18 protein-coding genes and 1 tRNA gene are annotated in these 20,118 nt (G+C 74.5%); 10 read left to right on the forward strand and 9 right to left on the reverse strand.

Annotation, left to right across the window (positions count from 1 at the left end):
* Positions 1-54: 54 nt before the first annotated feature.
* The gene (locus ACF9IK_RS10905) at positions 55-1,074 is read left to right on the forward strand and encodes an N-acetylglucosamine kinase (RefSeq protein WP_395294035.1); all 1,020 of its coding nucleotides are present in this window, start codon (positions 55-57) and stop codon (positions 1,072-1,074) included.
* A 189-nt stretch (positions 1,075-1,263) separates the two neighbouring features.
* A complete protein-coding gene (locus tag ACF9IK_RS10910) occupies positions 1,264-1,869 on the forward strand; it encodes a hypothetical protein (protein ID WP_395294036.1) in 606 nt (201 codons plus the stop codon).
* Here ACF9IK_RS10910 and ACF9IK_RS10915 read toward each other — a convergent pair.
* Positions 1,825-3,954: an NB-ARC domain-containing protein gene (locus tag ACF9IK_RS10915; protein WP_395294037.1), complete on the reverse strand. Its 2,130-nt coding sequence runs from the start codon at positions 3,952-3,954 to the stop codon at positions 1,825-1,827. The two genes, ACF9IK_RS10910 and ACF9IK_RS10915, sit on opposite strands and share 45 nt — an antisense overlap.
* Positions 3,955-4,033: 79 nt before the next feature.
* On the opposite strand from ACF9IK_RS10915, the gene ACF9IK_RS10920 reads away from it, so the two are divergent.
* Entirely contained in the window at positions 4,034-5,506 is a 1,473-nt protein-coding gene (locus ACF9IK_RS10920; RefSeq protein ID WP_395294038.1) for an MFS transporter, read from the forward strand.
* On the opposite strand, the gene ACF9IK_RS10925 is transcribed toward ACF9IK_RS10920, so the two are convergent.
* Both ACF9IK_RS10925 and ACF9IK_RS10930 read right to left on the reverse strand, forming a co-directional pair.
* Entirely contained in the window at positions 5,457-7,088 is a 1,632-nt protein-coding gene (locus ACF9IK_RS10925) for an FAD-dependent oxidoreductase (RefSeq protein ID WP_395294039.1), read from the reverse strand. The genes ACF9IK_RS10920 and ACF9IK_RS10925 overlap by 50 nt on opposite strands.
* Before the next feature lie 107 nt (positions 7,089-7,195).
* Positions 7,196-8,113, reverse strand: a complete 918-nt coding sequence (locus ACF9IK_RS10930) for an AurF N-oxygenase family protein (protein ID WP_395294040.1) — start codon at positions 8,111-8,113, stop codon at positions 7,196-7,198.
* A gap of 331 nt (positions 8,114-8,444) precedes the next feature.
* Here ACF9IK_RS10930 and ACF9IK_RS10935 point away from each other — a divergent pair, with 331 nt between their 5' ends.
* From ACF9IK_RS10935 to ACF9IK_RS10945, 3 genes are all read left to right on the forward strand, one after another.
* Positions 8,445-11,081, forward strand: a complete 2,637-nt coding sequence (locus ACF9IK_RS10935) for a SpoIIE family protein phosphatase (RefSeq protein ID WP_395294041.1) — start codon at positions 8,445-8,447, stop codon at positions 11,079-11,081.
* Positions 11,082-11,299: 218 nt separating this feature from the next.
* Entirely contained in the window at positions 11,300-12,712 is a 1,413-nt protein-coding gene (locus ACF9IK_RS10940) for a glycosyltransferase (RefSeq protein ID WP_395294042.1), read from the forward strand.
* A gap of 110 nt (positions 12,713-12,822) precedes the next feature.
* Positions 12,823-13,542, forward strand: a complete 720-nt coding sequence (locus tag ACF9IK_RS10945; RefSeq protein WP_395294043.1) for a rhomboid-like protein — start codon at positions 12,823-12,825, stop codon at positions 13,540-13,542.
* 163 nt (positions 13,543-13,705) lie between these two features.
* On the opposite strand, the gene ACF9IK_RS10950 is transcribed toward ACF9IK_RS10945, so the two are convergent.
* From ACF9IK_RS10950 to ACF9IK_RS10965, 4 genes are all read right to left on the reverse strand, one after another.
* Positions 13,706-13,789, reverse strand: a tRNA-Leu gene (locus tag ACF9IK_RS10950).
* An 82-nt stretch (positions 13,790-13,871) separates the two neighbouring features.
* A complete protein-coding gene (locus ACF9IK_RS10955; protein ID WP_395294044.1) occupies positions 13,872-15,206 on the reverse strand; it encodes a hypothetical protein in 1,335 nt (444 codons plus the stop codon).
* Between the two features lie 142 nt (positions 15,207-15,348).
* Positions 15,349-15,477 (reverse strand): DUF397 domain-containing protein, encoded by a 129-nt coding sequence (locus ACF9IK_RS10960; protein WP_395294045.1) that lies wholly within the window; start codon positions 15,475-15,477, stop codon positions 15,349-15,351.
* Entirely contained in the window at positions 15,440-16,387 is a 948-nt protein-coding gene (locus ACF9IK_RS10965; RefSeq protein WP_395294046.1) for a helix-turn-helix domain-containing protein, read from the reverse strand. The genes ACF9IK_RS10960 and ACF9IK_RS10965 overlap by 38 nt, the downstream gene beginning before the upstream one ends.
* A 179-nt stretch (positions 16,388-16,566) precedes the next feature.
* Here ACF9IK_RS10965 and ACF9IK_RS10970 point away from each other — a divergent pair, with 179 nt between their 5' ends.
* Entirely contained in the window at positions 16,567-17,037 is a 471-nt protein-coding gene (locus ACF9IK_RS10970) for an ATP-binding protein (RefSeq protein WP_395294047.1), read from the forward strand.
* 150 nt (positions 17,038-17,187) lie between these two features.
* Entirely contained in the window at positions 17,188-17,571 is a 384-nt protein-coding gene (locus ACF9IK_RS10975) for a hypothetical protein (RefSeq protein WP_395294048.1), read from the forward strand.
* Between the two features lie 92 nt (positions 17,572-17,663).
* Here the strand turns inward: ACF9IK_RS10975 and ACF9IK_RS10980 are convergent, their stop codons facing one another.
* A complete protein-coding gene (locus ACF9IK_RS10980; RefSeq protein WP_395294049.1) occupies positions 17,664-18,122 on the reverse strand; it encodes an Lrp/AsnC family transcriptional regulator in 459 nt (152 codons plus the stop codon).
* Positions 18,123-18,185: 63 nt separating this feature from the next.
* Here ACF9IK_RS10980 and ACF9IK_RS10985 point away from each other — a divergent pair, with 63 nt between their 5' ends.
* Together ACF9IK_RS10985 and ACF9IK_RS10990 are read left to right on the forward strand one after the other, a co-directional pair.
* The gene (locus tag ACF9IK_RS10985; protein ID WP_395294050.1) at positions 18,186-19,028 is read left to right on the forward strand and encodes an AzlC family ABC transporter permease; all 843 of its coding nucleotides are present in this window, start codon (positions 18,186-18,188) and stop codon (positions 19,026-19,028) included.
* Positions 19,021-19,356 carry a branched-chain amino acid transporter permease gene (locus ACF9IK_RS10990; protein ID WP_395294051.1) on the forward strand — a complete coding sequence of 112 codons (336 nt, stop codon included), beginning with the start codon at positions 19,021-19,023 and terminating at the stop codon, positions 19,354-19,356. The genes ACF9IK_RS10985 and ACF9IK_RS10990 overlap by 8 nt, the downstream gene beginning before the upstream one ends.
* 56 nt (positions 19,357-19,412) lie before the next feature.
* On the opposite strand, the gene ACF9IK_RS10995 is transcribed toward ACF9IK_RS10990, so the two are convergent.
* Positions 19,413-19,910: a cupin domain-containing protein gene (locus tag ACF9IK_RS10995; protein WP_395294052.1), complete on the reverse strand. Its 498-nt coding sequence runs from the start codon at positions 19,908-19,910 to the stop codon at positions 19,413-19,415.
* Between the last annotated feature and the right edge of the window lie 208 nt (positions 19,911-20,118).

Here is a 20,118-nt window from a genome sequence, read left to right on the forward strand (position 1 = left end):
CACCACCCCCGGCCGGGGACCACGGCCGGGCCACTGACGAGCCGCGGGGACCTCATGACCCACCAGCCCGAACCGCTCCTGCCCGGCGTCCTCGCCATCGACGCGGGCAACTCCAAGACCGACGTCGCCCTGATCGGCGCCGACGGCACCGTCCACGGCTCCGCCCGGGGCGGCGGCTTCGCTCCCCAGACCATCGGCGGCGCGGCCGCCGTCGCCGGCCTCGCACCCCTGGTCGAGGAGGCCGCGGCGGCTGCCGGCCTCTCCCTCCGCAGCGGCGTGCTGACCAGCCACGTCAGCGCCTGCCTGGCCAACGCCGACCTGCCGGTCGAGGAGGAGTCGCTGCGCGCCGCCCTGGAGTCCCACCCCTGGGGGCGTAGCACCACCGTCGCCAACGACACCTTCGGGCTCCTCCGGGCCGGCACCGACGGCCCGCGCGGAATCGCCGTCGTCTGCGGCGCCGGGATCAACTGCGTCGGACTGCTTCCCGACGGCCGCACCGCCCGGTTCCCCGCCCTCGGCGAGCTGACCGGCGACTGGGGCGGCGGCAGCGGCCTCGCCGTCAGCAGCATGTGGCACGCCGTGCGCGCCGAGGACGGCCGAGGCGGGCCCACCGCACTGGCCCCGGCCATCGCCGAGCACTTCGCGCTGCCCAGCACCGGCGCCGTCGCCGAGGCCGTCCACCTCGGGGAGCTGCCGTTCGCCCGGCTGCACGAGATCGTCCGGGTGCTGTTCGCGGTGGCCGAGGGCGGCGACCAGGTCGCCCGGGAGCTGATCGACCGGCAGGCCGACGAGATCGTCCGGCTCGCCGTCGTCGCGCTGAGACGGCTGGACCTGCTGGACGAGCCCACCCCGGTGGTGCTGGGCGGCGGGGTGCTCGCCTCCCGGCAGCCGCTGCTGCTGGACAACGTCACCACCCGGCTGGCCGCGGCGGCGCCGCTGGCCGAGCCGCGCGTGGTCGTCGCACCGCCCGTGCTGGGCGCGGCCCTGCTCGGCCTCGACCACCTCGGGGCCGACCCGGCCGCCCAGGCGAGGGTCCGGGAGGCGTACGACCCGGCGCGGCGCGTGGCGGCGTAGCGGCCGCGGCGATTGCCGGCGCCTCCTCCCCGGCTCCGTTCCCGCCGGGTCCGCACACCCGGCGGGAACGGGAACCCGCCGGGTGGCAACCGGCGGGTGCGGAAACATGGCGGGGACGGGAACGCAGCGGGGGGTCCACGGCGTGTACTCCAGTACTGATCGTCGGCCACGTCTCGGGGGACCTCCGCCATGCCCGCCTCTTCGCGCCGCCTCCTCGCCGCCGCCCTGCTCTGCTGCGCCGCGCTCACCGCCTGCGGCCCGGCGGACGACGCGCCGCGGGCCGCACCCGCCGCGCCGTCGTCGGACGCGCCGCAGGCCGCACCCGCCGCGCCGTCGTCGGACGCGCCGTCGGCCACCGCCACCGCCGCACCGACCACCGCACCGACCACCGCGTCCACACCCGCGGTCCCGGCCACGCCGACCCCGGCCTGCGCCTCCGCCGCGTACCGGGCCGGACACCGGGTCGTCCAGCTCGCCAGCGTCGGCCCGACCGCGCTGACCGCCCGCCCGACCCGATTCGTCTGCGGCCCGGACGTCCCGAGCGACGGCTACTACGAGGCGACGGGCGAGCCGGCCCAGTACACCCTCGCCCCCACCGCGACGGCCACCCTGGTCGACCTCGGACACGGCGAGGGCGCGAAGCCCGTCCCGCTCACCGTCCTGGTCCAGCACGCCGACGACTGCCTCGCCAAGCGCACCCCGGCCGCCCCGTACGGCTGCTACGGCGACAAGTACGACCTCGTCCAGGACTCACAGGGCCGCGTCATCCGCATCGCCGAGCTCTATCACCCGTGACGGCCCCGGCCCCAGGACGTCCAGGATCTCCTGAGCCGCCTTCGAGGCGGCGTGGTCGGCGCCGAGCATCCGCAAGAGGTCGGGCAGCACCTGCTCCACTTCCTCGCGTCCGACGTCAGTGCGACCGCTGAACAGCAGACCCATCCCCAGGAGCGTCCGGACCAGCAGGTGGAGGTCACCTGACGTCCCTGCGCACCGGCCGTGCTCCTCCGACAGTGCGATCAAGGCGTGCTGCGCGGCGGCGTCCGATCTGTCGGACAGGAGCTGCACGAGGAGTTGCACGGCCGAGGACAGGACATCCAGCTCCCTCGGATCGAGGCCCTCCGATACCTCCGGGGCCCCGGTCTCGGCCATCTCCGCCGCAGCGGCCGCGAAGTCGCCGTGGCGCATCAGATAGCCGGCCACCTCCATCCGGGCGGCCCACGCCCGCTGGTCCGCACTGCCGTGCTGCCGGGTCAGCTCGGCCGCCAGGCAGCGGGCCGCCTCCAGCTCACCGGGCTGGTCGCCGAGGAACCGGCAGAGGTCCCGGCGGGTGGTCAGAACGTCCGTGTGCTCGGGTCCGAGGAGCCGGAGCTGATCGGCCAGGAGGTCTTCCAGGAGAGCGGCGGCACCGTCCGGGTCCCCCGCCAGCCCGAGGTGGTAGGCGTGCAGACCTCGGATCTCACACGAGTAGCCGTCATCGGGCCCGAGCCGGGCACAGGCCGCGGCCGCGAGTCGCCCGAAGTGCTCAGCGGCGTCACCGCCGCACCCTGAGGTCCCCAGGACGACGCCCTCGATCCGCGCCAGCGCCTTGCCGGTGTCGTTCCACCACGCCTCGGTGTCGCGATGACGCAGGACGGCGGAGTTGGCCGCCATGACCCTTGAGATCTCCTGGCGGTCGAAGGCCTCTGTCCACGCGTCGACCAGAGCACCCGTGGCACGTTCCAGGAGCGCGGCGCGCGCGTCCTCGTTCGGGACCGTGTCGTGGGCGGCGTGCTGCGTGAGGACGTGGACCCGGAACAGGTCGGGACGGTGCTCGGGCGTCGGCATGATGCGATCGGCGAGGCAGAGACGGGAGAGGCTCCGGAGGACCTCCTCGGCGGCTGCCCCGCTCACGTCCGGCCCGAGATGGGTTCGGGCCTTCTCCGCGACCAGGACGGCGACCGGGATGCCGTTGGGGTCGAGCACCGAGGCGAGTTGGAGCATCGGGGTGGCCAGGCCGGCCGTCGCGGCGTCGGCGCGTTCCAGTGAGAGCGCCAGGACGGCCGCCAGGGTCGCGCTCTGGTCGTCGGGGAGGGCGGCCGGTCCGGGGGCGAGCTCGGCCAACGGGCGGCGGGCGCGGAGCCCGGCGCGGTAGTCGGCGGCGGTGTGGCCGGTGTCGGCGAGGTCGATCAGATAGGCGGCGGCCTGGGCGAGGGCGAGCGGGAGGCGGCCCAGGTCCTCGGCGAGCGCGGCGAGTTCGTCGTCGGGTTCGGCGAGGCCGTGGAGGTCGAGGCGCTCGGTGAGGTAGGCGAGGGACTCCTCGGGCGAGAAGAGCTCCACGTCGAGGACGGCGCGCCCGGCCGTGCGCAGGGCCGGGTCACGGCGACGGGTGGTGGCGACCAGATGCCCCGTCGCCGTGCCCGGGGGCCAGAGTCCGCGTAGGTCGGCCGGGTCCTGGAGGTCGTCGAGGACGACGAGCCACCGGCAGTCGGTCGTGTTGAGCCAGGCGAGGAAGCGGTCAGGGTCCCCGGTGGGGGCGAGTCCGAGTTCGACGGACGCCTGCGCGTACGTCTGCCGGACGGCCTGGCGGTCGACGGCGGTGACCCAGACGAGAAGGTCGACATGGCCGTCGTGCAGCTCCGCGTGGGCGTGGTGGGCCGCGAGCTGGGTCTTGCCGATGCCGCCCATGCCCACGAGGACGACGGCCCCGGCCTCGGCGATGGCCGCGACCAGGCCACGCGTCTGGAAGGCGTCGGCGACGGTCGGGACGACGCCCACCTGATGCGGCCACCGCGGGCCCGGCGGTCCCTGCGCCGCCTCGAACGTGAGGTTGACGTGGTTCGCCTGGATGAGCTGGCCGTTGACCGTTCCGCCGGTCATCCGGTTGCGTGTCGGATCAGGCACGGCGCCAAGTCTTGCAGCCCGCGGTCCGCCAGGTGGGCGGCTCTACTGAATCCGTCGCTCATCTGATGAGCTGCCCCGCATGGACGAGGAGCAGGGCGATCCGCGGCGCTGGCTGGTGCTGGCGGTCGGGATGTTCGCGATGACCTCCGGCTGCGCGTTCCAGTTCGGGCTGCCGTACCTGATCCCCGCGCTGCGGGACGAGGGGCTGTCGCTCTCTCAGGCGGGCCTGCTGGCCGCGTGCCCGACGATCGGCCTGGTGCTGACGCTCACCCCGTGGGGGGCGGCCGCGGACCGGTGGGGTGAGCGGTGGGTGCTGGCGTCCGGGCTGGGGCTCGGCGGGCTGGTGCTGCTGGGGACGGCGCGGGTGCACAGCACGGTCGGGCTCGGGGCCGGCTTCCTGCTGGCAGGCGCGGCCGGGGCGTCCGCGCACGCCTCCAGCGGGCGGCTGATCCTCGGCTGGTTTCCGGCGCGCCAGCGCGGGTCGGCGATGGGCCTGCGGCAGACCTCGCTGCCGCTGGGCGTCGCCGTCGCGGCGCTGCTGCTGCCGCCGCTGGCCGGGCACGGGCGGGCGACCGCGCTGGTCGTGCTGGGCGGGTTGAGCCTGGGGGCGGCGTTGCTGGTGGCGGCGGCCGTCCGCGATCCGGCGCGGCCGGCGGCCGGTGACGGGAGGCGCGCCGGCAACCCGTACCGGACGCCGGTGCTGTGGCGGCTGCACGGGGCGGCGACGCTGCTGGTGGTACCGCAGTTCACGGTGTCGGTGTTCGCACTGGTCTTCCTGGTGGACGAGCGCGGGTGGCCGCCCGAGGCGGCCGGTCCGCTGCTGGCCTGCGTGCAGGTGGCCGGGGCAGGCGCGCGGCTGGCGGCCGGGCGCTGGTCGGACGTCGCCGGCAGCCGGGTGGGCCCGATGCGGCGGCTGGCGCTGACCGCGGCCGGGGTGCTGGCGGTGCTCGCGGTCGCCGCCTTCACCGGCTCGGCGGTCGCGGTGGTGGCGCTGGCGGCGGCCGGAGTGCTGACGGTGTCGACCAACGGCCTGTCCTTCACGGCTGTGGCCGAGTACGCGGGTCCGGCCTGGGCCGGGCGGGCGCTGGGCGTGCACACCACCGTGCAGAACGCGGTCGCGGCCTGCGTCGCCCCGGCTGTGGGCGCGCTCGTCGGAGCGGTCGGCTACGGTGCGGCCTACGCACTGGTGGTGGCGTTCCCGCTGGTGGCGGCGACTGTGGTGCCACCGGCGCTGCGCGAGAAGTCGGCCGGTCCGACTTCTCGCGCTGCCGCGGGCGGCTCCGACCCGCCCGGAGCCGCCGGGAGCACCGGCGTGGCGGCGGCCCGCGCCCGCCCCTCCCGCCGCCCGGGGCCGGGTCTCCCCGGCTCTTCGTGCAGCGAGCCCGCTCGGTGGGGTGCCGCGGATCGGACCGGGGGCGGGAAGGGCAGCGGCGTGGCGGAGTCGGGCGGGCCGGAGCGGCGACTTCCTGCGCGGGCCGTCGGTGCACCCACGGACTCGCGGGTCAGCGGGGGCGGCGGCGGGTGGCGGCGAGGAGCGCGGGGACGGTGGTGAACTTGACCCGAGGGCGGCCGGCGGCCCGGCCGAGGTCGCGCTCGGTGCGGTCGATGGCGCGCAGCTCCTTCAGACCGAGGGCGTCCGGCCGGCGGCTGCGGACCAGCCGGGCGAGATCCTTGCCGCCACCGGTCGGCACGGGAAGCACACCGGCGGCCGCGTCGTCCAGGAAGGCGTCCACGGTCTCCTGGGCGCAGGCCCGGTTCGCGCCGATCCCGCCCGACGGGCCGCGCTTGGCCCAGCCCACCACGTACGTGCCCGGCAGCGGTTCGCCGGTCGCCGGGTCGACCACCCGGCCGGCGCGCTGCGGGACGGCCGCGGCGTCCACGTCGAAGGGGAGGCCGGGCACGGGCACGCCCCGGTAGCCGATGGACCGCACCACCAGGCCGGCCGCCACCGTCCCCCCGCCACCCCGGCCGTCCTCGACGCGCAGCCCCTCCACCCGGCCGTCACCGACCAGGGCCGCGGGCGCGGCGAGGAAGCGCAGCACGATCCGCTTTCCGGGGCGAGGCGGCGCGGCGGTGTCGACCGCCTCCAGCGGCAGCCCGGCCAGCAGGGCCGCCTTGGAGCCGGGGGCGGCGCCGGCGAGCGCGGCCCGGACCTGCGGGTGGTCCTCCACCACCACCTCGACGCCGGGCAACTGCCGCAGGGCGAGGAACTCCGGCCTGGTCCAGGCCGCCTGTTCCGGCCCGCGGCGGGCCAGCAGCACCACCTCGCGGACCCGGCTGCCGCGCAGCGCGGCCAGCGCGTGGTCGGCGATGTCGGTGGCGGCCAGCCGGTCCGGGTCGAGCAGCAGGATCCGCGCGACGTCCACGGCGACGTTGCCGTTGCCGATCACGACGACCCGTTCGGCGGAGAGGTCGACGGCGTCGGCCGGCACGGTCGGGTCGGCGTTGTACCAGCCGACGACGGTGGTCGCGGGCAGACTGCCGGGCAGGTCCTCGCCGGGGAGGCCGAGCCGGCGGTCCGCGGCGGCCCCGACCGCGTAGACCACCGCGTGGTGGTGGGCGGCCAGTTCGGCGTGGCTGAGGTCGCGGCCGACCTCCACGTTGAGGTGGACGGTGAGCCGGGGGTGGTGGAAGACGGAGGCGAAGCTCTCGGCGATCCGCTTGGTGGCCTGGTGGTCGGGGGCCACGCCGTGGCGCAGCAGCCCGCCGGCCACGGGCAGGCGGTCGATCATCGTGATGTCGGCGCCGGTGGTGCGGAGCAGCGACTGCGCGGTGTAGCCCGCGGAGGGGCCGGTGCCGACGATGGCGACGCGCAGCGGGCCGAGGCCGTCGGGCAGGCTGCGGGGGAAGGTCGGCGCGCTCCAGGCGTGGTCGCCGGGGTGGTCCCGGAAGTACTGCCGGTTGAGGTCGCCGAAGACGGCGTCGGGGCCGGCGAGCCGGTCGACCGGGAAGACGGCGTCGACCGGGCAGGCGTCGGCGCAGGCGCCGCAGTCGATGCAGGCGGCCGGGTCGATGTACAGCATGTCCGTGCTGCCGAACGCGGGCTCGCCGGGTGTCGGGTGGATGCAGTTGACCGGGCAGACGGAGACGCAGGAGGCGTCGTTGCAGCAGGTCTGGGTGATCGCGTAGGCCATGGCCGGGGTGGGGTCCTCGCTGCGTGGGGGGTGGTCCGATCGGGGCGGGCTGCGGTGCCGGGCCGCCGGCACCGCGGCCCGGCCCGGACTCGGCGCAGGTGCCGGGATCAGAGCATGTGGATGCGGCGGTAGATCGCCGTCGAGGCGCGGGTGAGCAGCCCGGCCTCGGCCAGGAACGCCATCAGGTGGCGCGAGCTGGTGCGCATCATCGCCCTGCGGTGCTCGCTGCCGCGGACCTCGGCGATCGCCCGCTCGACGTCCAGGCCCGCGGCCCGGTAGACGCCGGGGTGGACCATGCTGCTGACGATGACGAACGCGCCGGCGGCGATGCCGGTCGCCGCGGCCCTGCGCCGTGCCGGGCTCGCGCCCCGCAGCCGCTCGCGGATCTCCTGGCGGGCGAACTTCATGTGCCGGGACTCCTCGACCACGTGGATCCGGGACGTCCCGCGGACGATCTCCAGGACGTTCTCGCCGCGCATCCAGTCGCGCTGCATGACGTCGAGCACCTCCTCGGCCACGAGGATGCCGCCGTAGGCGAGTTCGCCGCGGGCGGTGGCCTTGTAGAGGCGGCCCGCCTGGGCGATCAGCCGACTCGGCCGGTACTGCGGGACGCCCATCTTCTCGCAGGCCCGGGCGAACATGATCGAGTGCCGGCACTCGTCGGCGATCTCGGTGAGCGCGAAGCGGAACTCGGCGCTGCCCGGGTCCTTCAGGTACTGGTCGCGCAGCACCATCTGCTGAAGGATCATCTCGAACCAGATCCCGGTCGTCATGATCGAGCAGACCTCGTGCCGGGTGAGGGTGACCCGTTGTTCCTCCGACATCTCGCCCCAGAGGCGGGTGCCGTACAGCGTGCTCCACTCGGGGTTGAGACCGTAGTGGCCGTCGGGGAGCGGCGCCTCCCAGTCGATCTCGGCCGCCGGGTCGTAGGAGAGGGTCGCGGCCGACTCCAGAAGCCGCTTCGAGACGTCGTCGTCGGCCGCGGTGTGGCCGTGGAACCGTGCCGCCGTACCGGTCCGGGTCATGGCTGCCTCCAGGTGCGTGGCCTGCGAGGTCCCCGCCGACCCCGCTTATTGACGGAGAGTACAATAAGAGCCCCGGCCCGAGAACCCCTCGCGCGGCCACTCCTCCCGCCGCCACGCCTCGTGCCCGCCGCACTGCGCGCCGTGCCCGCGCCGTGCCGTACCGCTGGCGGCTGCGCCCGTCGGAGGGATGATGGCGGGGTGGGCGTGCACGACCGGGAGCGGACGGGTGGCACGAGCAGCACGGTCGGTCGCCGGCCGGTCGCGGTCACGACCGTCGGACGGCGGGCGGCCGGTCGGCGGGACACGGGCGAGACACATCCGAGGTGTGCACATGGACAGCCGGCGGTTCCCCTACGTCGACCGCGCGGCCGGCGCGCTGCTCGACGCGGCCGGCCGGATCACCCGCTGGACGCCGGAGGCCGAGCGGCTGCTGTCCCTGCGAGCCGACGAGGTCTGCGGCCGATCGGTCCGGAGACTGCTCGCGGACCCGGCCACCTGGCCCGCGCTGCTGGCGGGCCGGCTGCCGGGCACCTGGTCCGGCCAGGCCGTGGTGCGCTCCGGCGAAGGCGACGACCTGGGGGTCGTCTTCCAGGTCCTCCCGCTCGCCGCCCCCGGCCCCGCCGCCGAGGCCGCCGCCACCACCGACACCACCGACACCACCGCCACGGGAGACCCCGGCAGGGCGGAGCCGCGCTACTTCGTGCTCGCCGCCCCCGCCGGCCTGGTCTCCCAGTGGCGCCAGGACCAGGCGTTCACCCGCGAGCTGTTCCTCCAGGACCGGGTGGGCCTCGCCGTCTTCGACGAACGGCTCCGGCTGGTCAGGACCAACACCCACCTGCTCCCCTACACCGGACTCCCGCCCGACCTCGGCGGCCACCGCCTGGGCGACTTCCTGCAGGCCGCGGACGCGGCGGCGGTCGAACGTCACCTGCACGAGGTGCTGGAGTCCGGCCGGCCGCTGGTGCTGGCCGAGGAACTGGTCCGCACGATCGACGACCCGGGCCGCGGCGCGGTGATGGCCGTCTCGGCCTTCCGGCTGCAGGCGCCCGACGGCAACGCGATCGGCGTCACCGCGCTGTTCACGGACGTGACCGAGCTCCACCGGACGGGTGAACGCCTCGCCGTCCTGCACCGCGCCACCGCCGCGGTCGGCAGCTCGCTCTCGGTCGCCAGGACGGCCGAGGAACTGGCCGCGGTGCTCGCGCCCGGACTGGCCGACCTCGCGGTGGTCGAGGTCGCCGAGGCGGTCTTCAGCGGCGACGAGCCGGTACCGGACCGCGACGGCCGGCTGCTGCTCCGGCGGGCCGCCGTCGCCCTCGACCGGCACCCCGGCTCCGGCGTCGACGCCTTCGCCGTGCCGGCCGCAGCCGAACAGGTCCTGGTCGACGCCACCGACCCGCCGGGCGGCTCCGACATCGCCGCGCCCACCGCCGAGGCCCCCGCCGACGACCCCGCCGACGACCCCGCCACCGCGATGACCGCACCGCTGCGCGCACGCGGCACCCTGCTGGGCCGGGTGACCGTCCGCCGCGGCCCGCGCCGCCCGCCGTACGGGCCGGCCGACCACGACCTGCTGCGCGAGATCGCCGCCCGCGCCGCGCTGGCGCTCGACAACGCCCGCCGCTACACGCGCGAGCGCCGCGCCGCCGTCGGCCTGCAGCGGAGCCTGCTGCCGCCGGCGCAGACCGAGACCGCCGCCGTCAGCACCGCGAGCGTCTACCTGCCGACCGACACCGCCACCGGCGTCGGCGGCGACTGGTTCGACGTGATCCCGCTCTCCTCCGCCCGGGTCGCCCTGGTCACCGGCGACGTGGTCGGCCACGGGCTGGAGGCCAGCGCCACCATGGGCCGGCTGCGCACCGCCGTCCGCACGCTCGCCGACCTCGACCTGGAGCCGGACGAACTGCTCGTCCACCTCGACGACCTGGTCTCCCGGCTGCTGGCCGACGAGGACGAGCCCTACGCCCCCGAGGCGCCCGGCGGCGGCCTCGACCAGGGGTGGGGGCACACGCTCGACCACGGCGGGAGCCACCGGGTCGGCGGCGGGCACGGCGAGGCGTCCCGCTCCGGCACCGGAGCGTCCGCGCCGGGCGGCCCGGCGGACGGCGACGAGTGGCCCGCTCCCCGCCGCGCCGTCGCGTTCGGCGCGACCTGCGTCTTCGCCGTCTACGACCCGGTGTCCCGGCGGCTGGCGGTCGCCTCGGCCGGCCATCCGCCGCCCGCCGTGGCCGCACCGGACGGCAGCGTCGAGTACGTGCCGGTGCGCCCCGGTCCGCCGCTCGGCGTCGGCGGACTGCCGTTCGAGGTGGCCGAGGTCGAGGTCGCCCCCGGCAGCCTCCTCGCGCTCTACACCGACGGCCTGATCCACGGCCGCGGCGGCGAGATCGACCTCGACCAGGGCATGGCCGAGCTGCGTCGCCGCCTCGCCCGGCCCGGCACCACCACCGCCGCGCTGCCGGAGCTCGGCCGGGAGCTGGTCGACGGCCGCCCGGCGGACCGGCTCGCCGACGACGTCACGCTGCTGCTGGCCCGCACCCGGGCCGTGCCACCCGAGTCCACCGCGACCTGGTCGGTGGAGGCCGACCCGGCCGCCGTCGCCGCCGTCCGCGAGCGGACCGCGGAGTACCTGACTTCCTGGGGGCTGGAGGACCTGATCTTCACCACCGAGCTGGTGCTCAGCGAGCTGGTCACCAACGCCATCCGCTACGCGGGCGGCCCGGTGGAGGTCCGGCTGATCCATGCCGAGCGGCTGACCTGCGAGGTGTCCGACCCCAGCGCCACCCAGCCCCGGATGCGCCGGGCCCGGGTCACCGACGAGGGCGGCCGTGGCCTCTACCTGGTCGCCCAGCTCACCGACCGCTGGGGCAGCCGCTACACCCGGCACGGCAAGACCATCTGGGCCGAGCAGGAGCTGCCGCAGGGCGCGCCCGACAGACCGGCGGATCAGCGGACGGACGGCCGCCGGTGACATGGTGACGCGACCGCCGGACGGCCGTCAGCATGGTGTGCTCGCCGCGGCTGCCAGGAGCCGGCCGGCTCCCCGGCCCCTGCCGCGGCGATCGGACGTTGATCGGATGTTCATTCCGCTCGGCCACGGTGGTGCCGACGGCCCCGGAGCCGTCGTCCCCCCCCTGCCGACGGCGCCTGCTCCCCCGGCCGCCGCACTCCCCCTGAAGGGAACCCCCCATGCCCAAGGTCATCGTCGCGGCCACGCCCGCCGCCGGGCACACCGGTCCGCTGCTGCGGATCGCCGGCCACCTCGCCGGTCTGGGCCACGACGTGGTGTTCCTGGGCGGCGCACGCTTCGCCGAGCCGGTGGCAGCGGCCGGCCTCGGCTTCCGCGCGTTGCCCTCGGAGGCCGACTTCGACGACCGCGACCTCGCCGTCAGCTTCCCGGAGCGGGAGCTGGTGCCTCCCGGCCCGGAACGGACCGCCTGGGACGCCAGGCACATCTTCGGCGACCCGGTGCCGGCCCAACTGGCCGTCCTGCACGAGCTGCTGGCCCGGTTCCCGACGGCCGTCCTGATCTACGACAGCCTCTTCCTGGGCGGGGCCGCCCTGGCGCTGGAGCGGAAGGCCGGTGACCGCCCGGTCGTGGTCGCCGTCGGCACCCTCCCGGTGATGGTGGACAGCCGGGACACCGCACCGTTCGGCCCGGGTCTGCTCCCTCCGACGGACGAGGCCGAGCGGGCCCGCTACGCGGCGCTCGCCGAGCAGTTGGCCGAGCGGGACCGGCCGGTGGCCGAGCACCTGCGCCGGGCCTTCGCCGCCGCCGGCGTGGAGCTGCCCGCCGGCGAGCGGGCCCGGGCCGTCACCGAGGCCGCCGACCACTTCCTGCAGTTGACCGTGCCCGGCTTCGAGTACCCGCGCGGCGACCTGCCCGCCAACGTGCGGTTCGTCGGCGCCCTGCCGCTGCCCGCGCCGGACGGCGCGCCGCTGCCGGTGTGGTGGCCCGAGCTCACCCGGGCCGGGGCGGAGGGCCGCAAGGTCGTCGTGGTCACCCAGGGCACCACCGCCAACGGGGATGTGACGGCGCTGCTGGCACCGACGGTGCGTGCGCTGGGCGGGCGGTCGGACCTTCTGGTCATCGCGGCCACCGGCCGCCGGGACGGGGAGCGGCTGCTGGCCGCCGAGGTGTCCGGGCTGCCCGCCAACGCCCGGGCGGCCGGGTACGTCCCGTTCGACGCGCTGCTGCCGCACGCGGACGTACTGGTCAGCAACGGCGGTTACGGTGGCGTGCACACCGCGCTGGGGCACGGCGTGCCGCTGGTGGTCGCCGGCGGGAGCGAGGACAAGCCGGAGGTCGCCGCCCGGGTGGAGTGGGCCGGCACCGGGGTCAATCTGCGCACCGGACGGCCGTCCGCGGAGGCCGTGGCAGCCGCGGTCGAGCGGGTCCTGACCGATCCCGGGTACCGTCGGCGTGCCGAGGAGCTGCGTACCGAACTGGAGGCCTATCGTGCGCTGGACGTGATCGCCGACCTGGTCGCCGGCCTGACCCCCGCCCCGGCCGACCGGACCCACCGGACCGGCGAGGCCGCCCGCACCGACCGGGCCGACCGGGCCGACCGGGCCGAGGCGCTGGCCGCCGAGGCCGGCTGAGCACCGGAACACGCAGCTCCCCAGCCCTCCCCGCACCGGGGGCGGGGCGTCGGCCCCGGGACGGGCTCCCGCGGCCGACGCCCCGTCCGCAAGAGAACGGAACCGAAGCCATGGGCCGCCTCCCGCTCGCCGTCCGGGCCTACCCGAGGCGATCACCGCTGACCTTCGCCTACGTGTGCCTGCTGCTGCTCACCCACGTCTGGGTCGAGTCCGTGCTGCCGGCCGACAACTCGGCCGTCCTGTTGCGCCACGTCAGCACCAACCTGGACAACCTCGCAGACCACCCGCTCTCCGCCCTGTTCGGCAGCGCCCTGTTCTTCGACGGCACCCTCACCGACGTCGGTTCGTCCAGCTTCGTGAGCACGTTCATCACCCTTTGCATCGGCGTCGCCGTCTGCCTGGCCCGGCTGGAGTACCGGCTGGGCACCGCGCGGGCGTTCGGGGTCTTCCTCGCCGGGCACATCGGGGCGACACTGCTCACCGCCCTGGTCATCACGGCCGCGCTCGGGCAGGGGTGGTACCCGGAGAGCGTGCGTCAGGCCTCGGACTTCGGCGTCAGTTACGGCGCCCAGGCCGTCATGGCGGCCGCCACGGCCCTGCTGCCGCGCCGCACCCGGCTGCCCTGGGCGGTCTTCGTGCTCGGCTGGCCGCTCGGCGGAGCCGACTGGAGCGGGCCGCTGCCGGACTTCACGACGGTCGGCCACCTCCTCGCCGCCGGCATCGGCTTCGCCCTGGCGCCACTGGCCGCCGGCCGGGCCCGCTCCGGGCCGAGGCCGAGGGTGGGCGCCGACCGGGCGGGCGCGCCCTCGGCCGGCGCGGGCCGGCCCTGAGTCCGTCCCCACCCCTCCCGGCCCGCGGAGCCGGCCCGACCCGGAACCGGGCCCGCTCCGGCCGCCTCCCAGCGGTCGCGTGGCCGGCCGCGGCGGGCCGCGGAGAACGCGGCGGGGAACGCGAAGGGCCCCTCACGAAGCCGTGAGGAGCCCTTCACCGTTGTGCGCGAGGGGGGAGTTGAACCCCCACGCCCTTGCGGGCACTGGAACCTGAATCCAGCGCGTCTGCCTATTCCGCCACCCGCGCATCTGGTGATGGGCTAAAGCTTAGCCCATCCGCGGGGGTGCTCCGAACCAGGTTTCCCGGCACCCCCGCGGAACGGCCCACGTCAGCGGGTCACGCGCTCCAGGATCCACTCGATCAGGGCGCCGGAGACGTGACTGTGCTCGGTGTTGTCGGTGTCGAAGGCGACGTCGTCAAGGTGGCCGGCGGCGAGGTCGGCGTCGGTGATGGAGAGGGCCGGCTCGACGTTCCACCGGACCGGGTCGAAGTCCAGCGCGGCCGCACTGACGGACGGTACGAAGGTACCGCTGCGGCACTCGTCGGAGATCTTCGCCTTCAGCGCGTCCGCGACCCTGCCGAAGGAGTCCAGAGTGCCGCCGGGCGCGCCGTCCAGCGCCGGAACCTCGGTGGTGGTGCTGCGCCGCACCGCCAGGCCGAGGTGCATGCCGCCGATCTTCTGCGCCTCGCCGCGCTCCGGCTGGAAGCGGGCGGTGGCGCTGGCGATCAGGGCCTGCCAGTCGAAGGCCACCTCGCCGGGGGGCAGCGGGAGGCCGATGCCGTCCCGGCGGCCGTTGGAGACGCCGAGCCGGAGCGGGCGCTGCGGGAAGTTGCCGACCCGCGCCAGGTCCGCCAGGAACTCCTGGCGCAGCGGACTGGAGACGGCCACCGGGCCGGAGTACCTGGAGTCCTCCACCCAGGCCCAGAGCAGCTGCTGCGCGGCCTCGCTGCGGATCAGCTCGGCCTGCTTGGGCTGGCCGGGCTCGGCCGGTGTGAAGTCCTCGAAGAAGTACGCCATCTGCTGGAGGACCAGCGGGATCCACGCGCCGTTGTGCGGGGAGTCGTAGGAGAGGTAGGTGGCGGTCTGGTGGTCGATGCCCTCGTGCTCCAGCTTGGCGAGCGCGTAGCGGGTGACGATGCCGCCCATGCTGACACCGCCGACGGTGAGCGGGGCGTCCCCGACGCGTTCGGCGATCACCCGCATGATGGCGCTGATCGCGATGCCGGCGTTGGCCTGGATGTGGGTGTGGCGCTTCTCGAAGCCGATCAGGACGACGTCGATGCCGTGGGCGAGCAGCTGGTCGAAGAAGCCCGGCGTGCCCTGCTGGTAGGGGGCGTTGAAGTGGGCGAAGAGGCCGGGGAGGTCGCTGGGACCGTAGTTGAAGCCGTCCGCGAAGAGGAACGGGCGCTTGAGGCCCAGCTTCGGGTTGGCGAGGTAGACGGCCGCCTGGCCGGTCGGGGTCTCGCCCTTGTACGGAGCACCGACCAGGTCCCAGGTGAAGTCGGCCGGGCGTGACGTTCCGGCGTCGATGCGCTGCGGGGCGGTCGCGAACCAGACTTCGGGCCTCAGCGACGCGGCCAGCTCGGCCCGCTCGGCTTCGGTGGGCTCGGTCTCGCGCCCGAGGAGCGTGAGGGCGACGTCGATCCGGGGTTCCTGTGCCATGAGTACCGCCTCTGTCGTGGTGAGGAGCGATCATCAGCGCGCGCAGGGCGACGGTATCGGTTCGGTTACGGAGGGCACCAGGCCGTGACCGAGAGTGGTCGAAAGTGTCCGGGCGGGACGGGGCCTGACGGAACGCGATCGGTCAGCCGAAGTCGCCGGCCCGGACGGCGGCGAGGAAGGACTCCCAGGCAGTGACGGAGAAGAGGAGGGCCGGGCCCTGGGGGTCCTTGGAGTCACGCACCGGAACGACGCCGGGGAATCCGGGGGCCATTTCGATGCAGTCGCCGCCGTTGGTGCCGCTGTAGCTGCTCTTGCGCCAGGCAGCCGCGGCGAACTCGCTGCTCGTCATGCCTGTACCCTTCCAGCGCATCGGAGATCAGTGCAAGCGAGTCACACACTGACAGCACCTCACCGCGCAGCAGGTCATATGTGCGCTGATGCCCGTTCACGATCGCCGGAACATTGCTCGGATAGCCCCGGTCGAGGCTCTCCGAATAGACCCAGTGCTGCCCATCGGGCATGGCCAACAGCACCATCGATGTGTTGATGATCGTTCGCCGGGACGTGAACGGTGCGACTTGGATGACGACATTCGAGAACTCGGCAACGCGCAGGAGATGTTCCATCTGGCGCCACATCACCCTCGGCCCACCGACGACCGACCGGATCGCGCTCTCGTCCAGGACGGCTAGCAGCAGCGGCCCACCGGGCTCAAGAAACCGCTGCTGCCGCGCAAGCCTCGCAGCAATCCGTTCCTCGACGAGCTTGGGGTTCCCGGCGGCATCACCTGCTTCGAACATCGCCCGCGCATAGTCCCGGCACTGCAAGAGTCCGTGCATGAAGCCGTACTGGAACACCCGGACCGCAGCCGCCTCGGCTTCCATGTCCGCGTGGTCCCGGAACCAGTCCGGGTGCTCAACCTCCGCGTCCCAGTCGACCCGGTCCCAGAGCCGCTTCAGCAGGCCGCCCGTCTTCAGCACCCGGTCGGCGTCCTCGACCGAGTCGGCCGGCATGCGCCGCTTGCCGCTCTCGTACCGGGTGATGTTGGTCCGGTTGCAATGGAGCAGCTTGCCCAGCTCCTCCTGCGTGCAGCCCAGCATCTCGCGGTAGAAGCGCAGTTCCTCGCCGAACATCACGGCCGAGCTCGCCGTGGGCCCCTGCTTCGCGCGCCGGTGTGACATGCCGACTCCCTCACGTGCCGGATGTGCCATGCACTGCCAATCGGCCGTCACCGTACCTCCGTGGGCCGATGATTGAGACCGGAACGCGATCGTCTGCCTGCGCAGCGTGAGGTGTGCGCCCCTGCCGCGAGCCGCTTCCACAACCCCCTTCGCCCGTCACGCCCGGAGGCTGCCCCGCCATGCCCGAGACCTGTCCCCACCACCGACCCCGCGAGTTCGCCGCTCGACTGCGCCCGCGGCCCGACTCCACCCCGCTCGCCCGGCTCCTCCTCCGCGCCTACCTCGCCGGCATGCCACAGGGTGAACGCTACGCCGACATCGCCGAGTTGCTGCTCGGCGAGCTCTTCGCCAACGCCGTCCAGCACAGCGACGCGCCGCCGGACCGCCTGGTCGAGGTCCGGTTCGCGCTGATCGCCGGCCGGCTGCGCGTCGAGGTGCACGATGCGGGCAGTGGCCGTCCCACCCCGCGCGCCGCCTCCACCGACGACGAGCGCGGCCGCGGGCTCTTCCTCGTCGACGAGCTCGCCGAGCGCTGGGGTTGCTGCCCGCGCGCGGGTGGGGTCGGCAAGTTCGTCTGGGCGCTGGTCGGCCCCGCGCCCGGCTTCGCCGACCCTGCCGTCGCCCCGGCCCGGTCGGCCGTCTCGGTCTGACCACGGCGCCGACCCGCGCACTCCGCACCACCGCCCGCACCGCGTTCCCCCCAAGGTGGGGTTTGGCTCAACCCCCCGTCCGCCCACGACCGATGCCCCATTCGGCACAGGTCCGCCCCCGCGGACCGCCGACACGAATGGGGACACATCATGCTGCGGAGCAAGCGCGCCCTTGGAGCGGGCCTGTTGGCGGCGGCACTGGCCGTCGGGACGGGCTGGGTCGTGCGGGCCGACGCGAACGACGTGACCACCGACAACCCGCCCGCCCGTGACTCGGCAGCCGCCGTCCAGGCCGTGGACGGCTATCAGCTGGTCACCCTGCCCAACGCCGACGTGCCGAACTTCCGGCGCCGCACCGTCCACTGCCCGACCGGGAAGAAGGCCCTCGGCGGCGGCGCCGAGGTGCAGGGCAACGAGGCCGTCCTGACGGGCAGCTTCCCGACTCCCGACGGCAGGGGCTGGGTCGGAGTCGGCCGCCAGAACGCCTACGGCACCGTGGGCATCAGCGTGTACGTGATCTGCGCCAACGCCTGACCCCCACCAGCCGGACGGGACGAGCGGGGTGGCGGCGCCGCCCGCCGCCACCCCGTCATCCACCGGAGTCATCCGCCGGAACCGCAGCCCGCTCAGCCGTCGTTCTTGATGATCTTCATGGTCAGGTGCGAATCGACCCGGGTGACGGCCGGCAGCCCCATGAGCCGGGCGGTCAGGAAGCTCTCGTAGGCGGCATGGTCCTCGACCGCGACGCTGACGAAGTAGTCGGGCCGGCCGAAGAGCCTGCGGAACTCGACCACCTCCTCGTAGGAGGCCACCGTCGACTCGAACTCCTCAACCGTCTGGAGGTCGTTGACGCCGATCTCGACCGCTACCACGACCTCGAAGCCGCGACCGGCGGCGGCCGGGTCGATCCGGGCCCGGTAGCCCGCGATGATCCCGGCCTCCTCCAACCGCTTGACCCGGCGGAGACAGGGCGGCGGGGTGAGGCCGACCCGCTTGGCCAACTCGACGTTGGTCAGCCGACCGTCCCGGCGCAGCTGGAACAATATTTCACGATCGATGGCATCCAGCATTTCTTCGTTGCTCATTCCACAGCTTCAAGGCAATGATTGGAAACCATATTACCCGCAATTCGCCCTAGAATTTCCGGTATGGATTCCGCATCCGTCGGGACGTTCACGCGCCTCGATTCCCCGTCCTCGCCGCCCCCGCCCCCGCCCCCGCCCCCTCCCACCCCTGTCCCCGCCCCCGCCCCCGGGCCACGGGCCGACCTGCCGGCGGCGCTGCGGGACTCCAGCTCGGTGGGGCTGGGCCTGTTCCCGCTCGGGATCGCGTTCGGCGTGCTCGTCGCCCACGCGGGTCTGGACTGGTGGTGGGCCACCGCATTCACGGCCCTGGTCTACGCCGGGTCGCTGGAATTCCTGCTCGTGGGGCTCGTCGTCGCCGTCACCCCGCTCGCCCAGATCGCGCTCACCGCTTTCCTGGTGAATTTCCGTCACGTGTTCTACGCACTGTCCTTCCCGCTGCACCGGGTGCAGGGGCGTCTCGGCAAGGCGTACAGCACCTTCGGCATGACGGACGAGGCCTATGCACTGACCACCGGAGCGGGCGCCCGGTCCTGGAACGGCCGGCGGATCATCTGGCTCCAGGTGCTCTGCCAGGTCTACTGGGTGGCCGGCGGTACGGCCGGCGCGCTGTTCGGGGCGCTGGTGCCCGCGCGTCTGGTCGGACTGGACTTCGCGCTCACCGCGCTGTTCGTCGTCCTGACCGTCGATGCCTACCGGGCCCGGCGGGACATCGCCACGCCTGCTCTGGCCCTGGTCTGCGCGCTGGCCGCACGCTTCGTCCTGCCGGGTCAGATGCTGCTCGCCGCCACCGGGCTGTTCACCGCCGGTCTGCTGGTCCGGTACGCCCGCGCGGAGCACCGCACGCCGGATGCCCCGACCGGGCCCACGACCCCGACCGCAACCGCGAAGGAGCCGGCCCGTGCCTGACACGCCCTACCTGCTCGCCGCCATCGGCGTCTCGGCCGCCGTCACCTGGGGGCTGCGCGCTCTGCCGTTCGCCGCCCTCGCCCCGCTGCGAGCCAGTGCCGTCCTGCACTTCCTGAGTGTGCGTATGCCGGTCGGGGTGATGGTGATCCTCACCGTCTACTCGCTGCGCGACCTGCCCGTCGCCAGTCCGCTCCGGGCCGCGCCCACCCTCCTCGCCCTGGCCGCCACCCTCGGCCTGCACCTGTGGCGGCGCAACGCGGTGCTGAGCATCCTGGGCGGAACCGCCGTGCACGTGGCCCTCGCGAGCACGCTCTTCGCCCACGTCTGACCGGGCCACCCGTGACCGGCGCCGCTCCCGCGCCCGCGGATCCAACTCGTCCACCACTACTTCGCGGCCGTCTCCAGGGTGGCGCGCCAGAGCGGGCTGTCCACGTAGTGGTTGTCGTACAGCTCGGAGGAGTCCTTGATCTCCTGCGGGCTCGCCTCGCCGCGCATCACCCGGCCGAGCAGGCGCAGGTAGTCGAAGCGGGGCATGCCGGGGGTGAAGGTGAAGAGCACGTCGGCGGTCGAGCCGGGGGCGGCGGCGAAGGCGTGCGGGGTGTGCGGCGGGACGAGCAGGAAGTCGCCCTCGTCGAGCACCGTCACGTCCTCGTCGACGAGCACCTGGAGCGAGCCGCCGATGACGAAGAACAGCTCCGAGGCCCGGGTGTGGAAGTGGGCCGGCGCGCCGACGGCGCCTTCGGCGAAGGTGGAACGGTAGCTGGTGATCGGGCTGCCGCCGGTGCCGCAGTCGGCCAGCAGGGTCATCACGCTGCTCGGGTCGCTGGTGGTCTCGGCGGTGGCGGCGCGGGTCAGAACAGGCTTGGCGGCGGCGCTGCTCACAGTGGATCTCCCCTGGTCAGTGGCGGCTCCGGCGTTCCGCCGTGGCCTTGTGACACAACTCTACGAGGCCGAAAGACCACCGGTATGGTTCATTCCAACGCCGGAACCCTGGGTCAATTCACGAGGCGCCACCGGCCGTCCGGCGGGCGGCACGGATCGGTGCATCCCTCCCCTCTGCACACCGACTTCCCCCCAACGTGGGGTTTGG

Origin of the sequence: Kitasatospora hibisci (genome assembly GCF_043950205.1) — a bacterium.
GTDB classification, from domain to species: Bacteria; Actinomycetota; Actinomycetes; order Streptomycetales; family Streptomycetaceae; genus Kitasatospora; species Kitasatospora hibisci.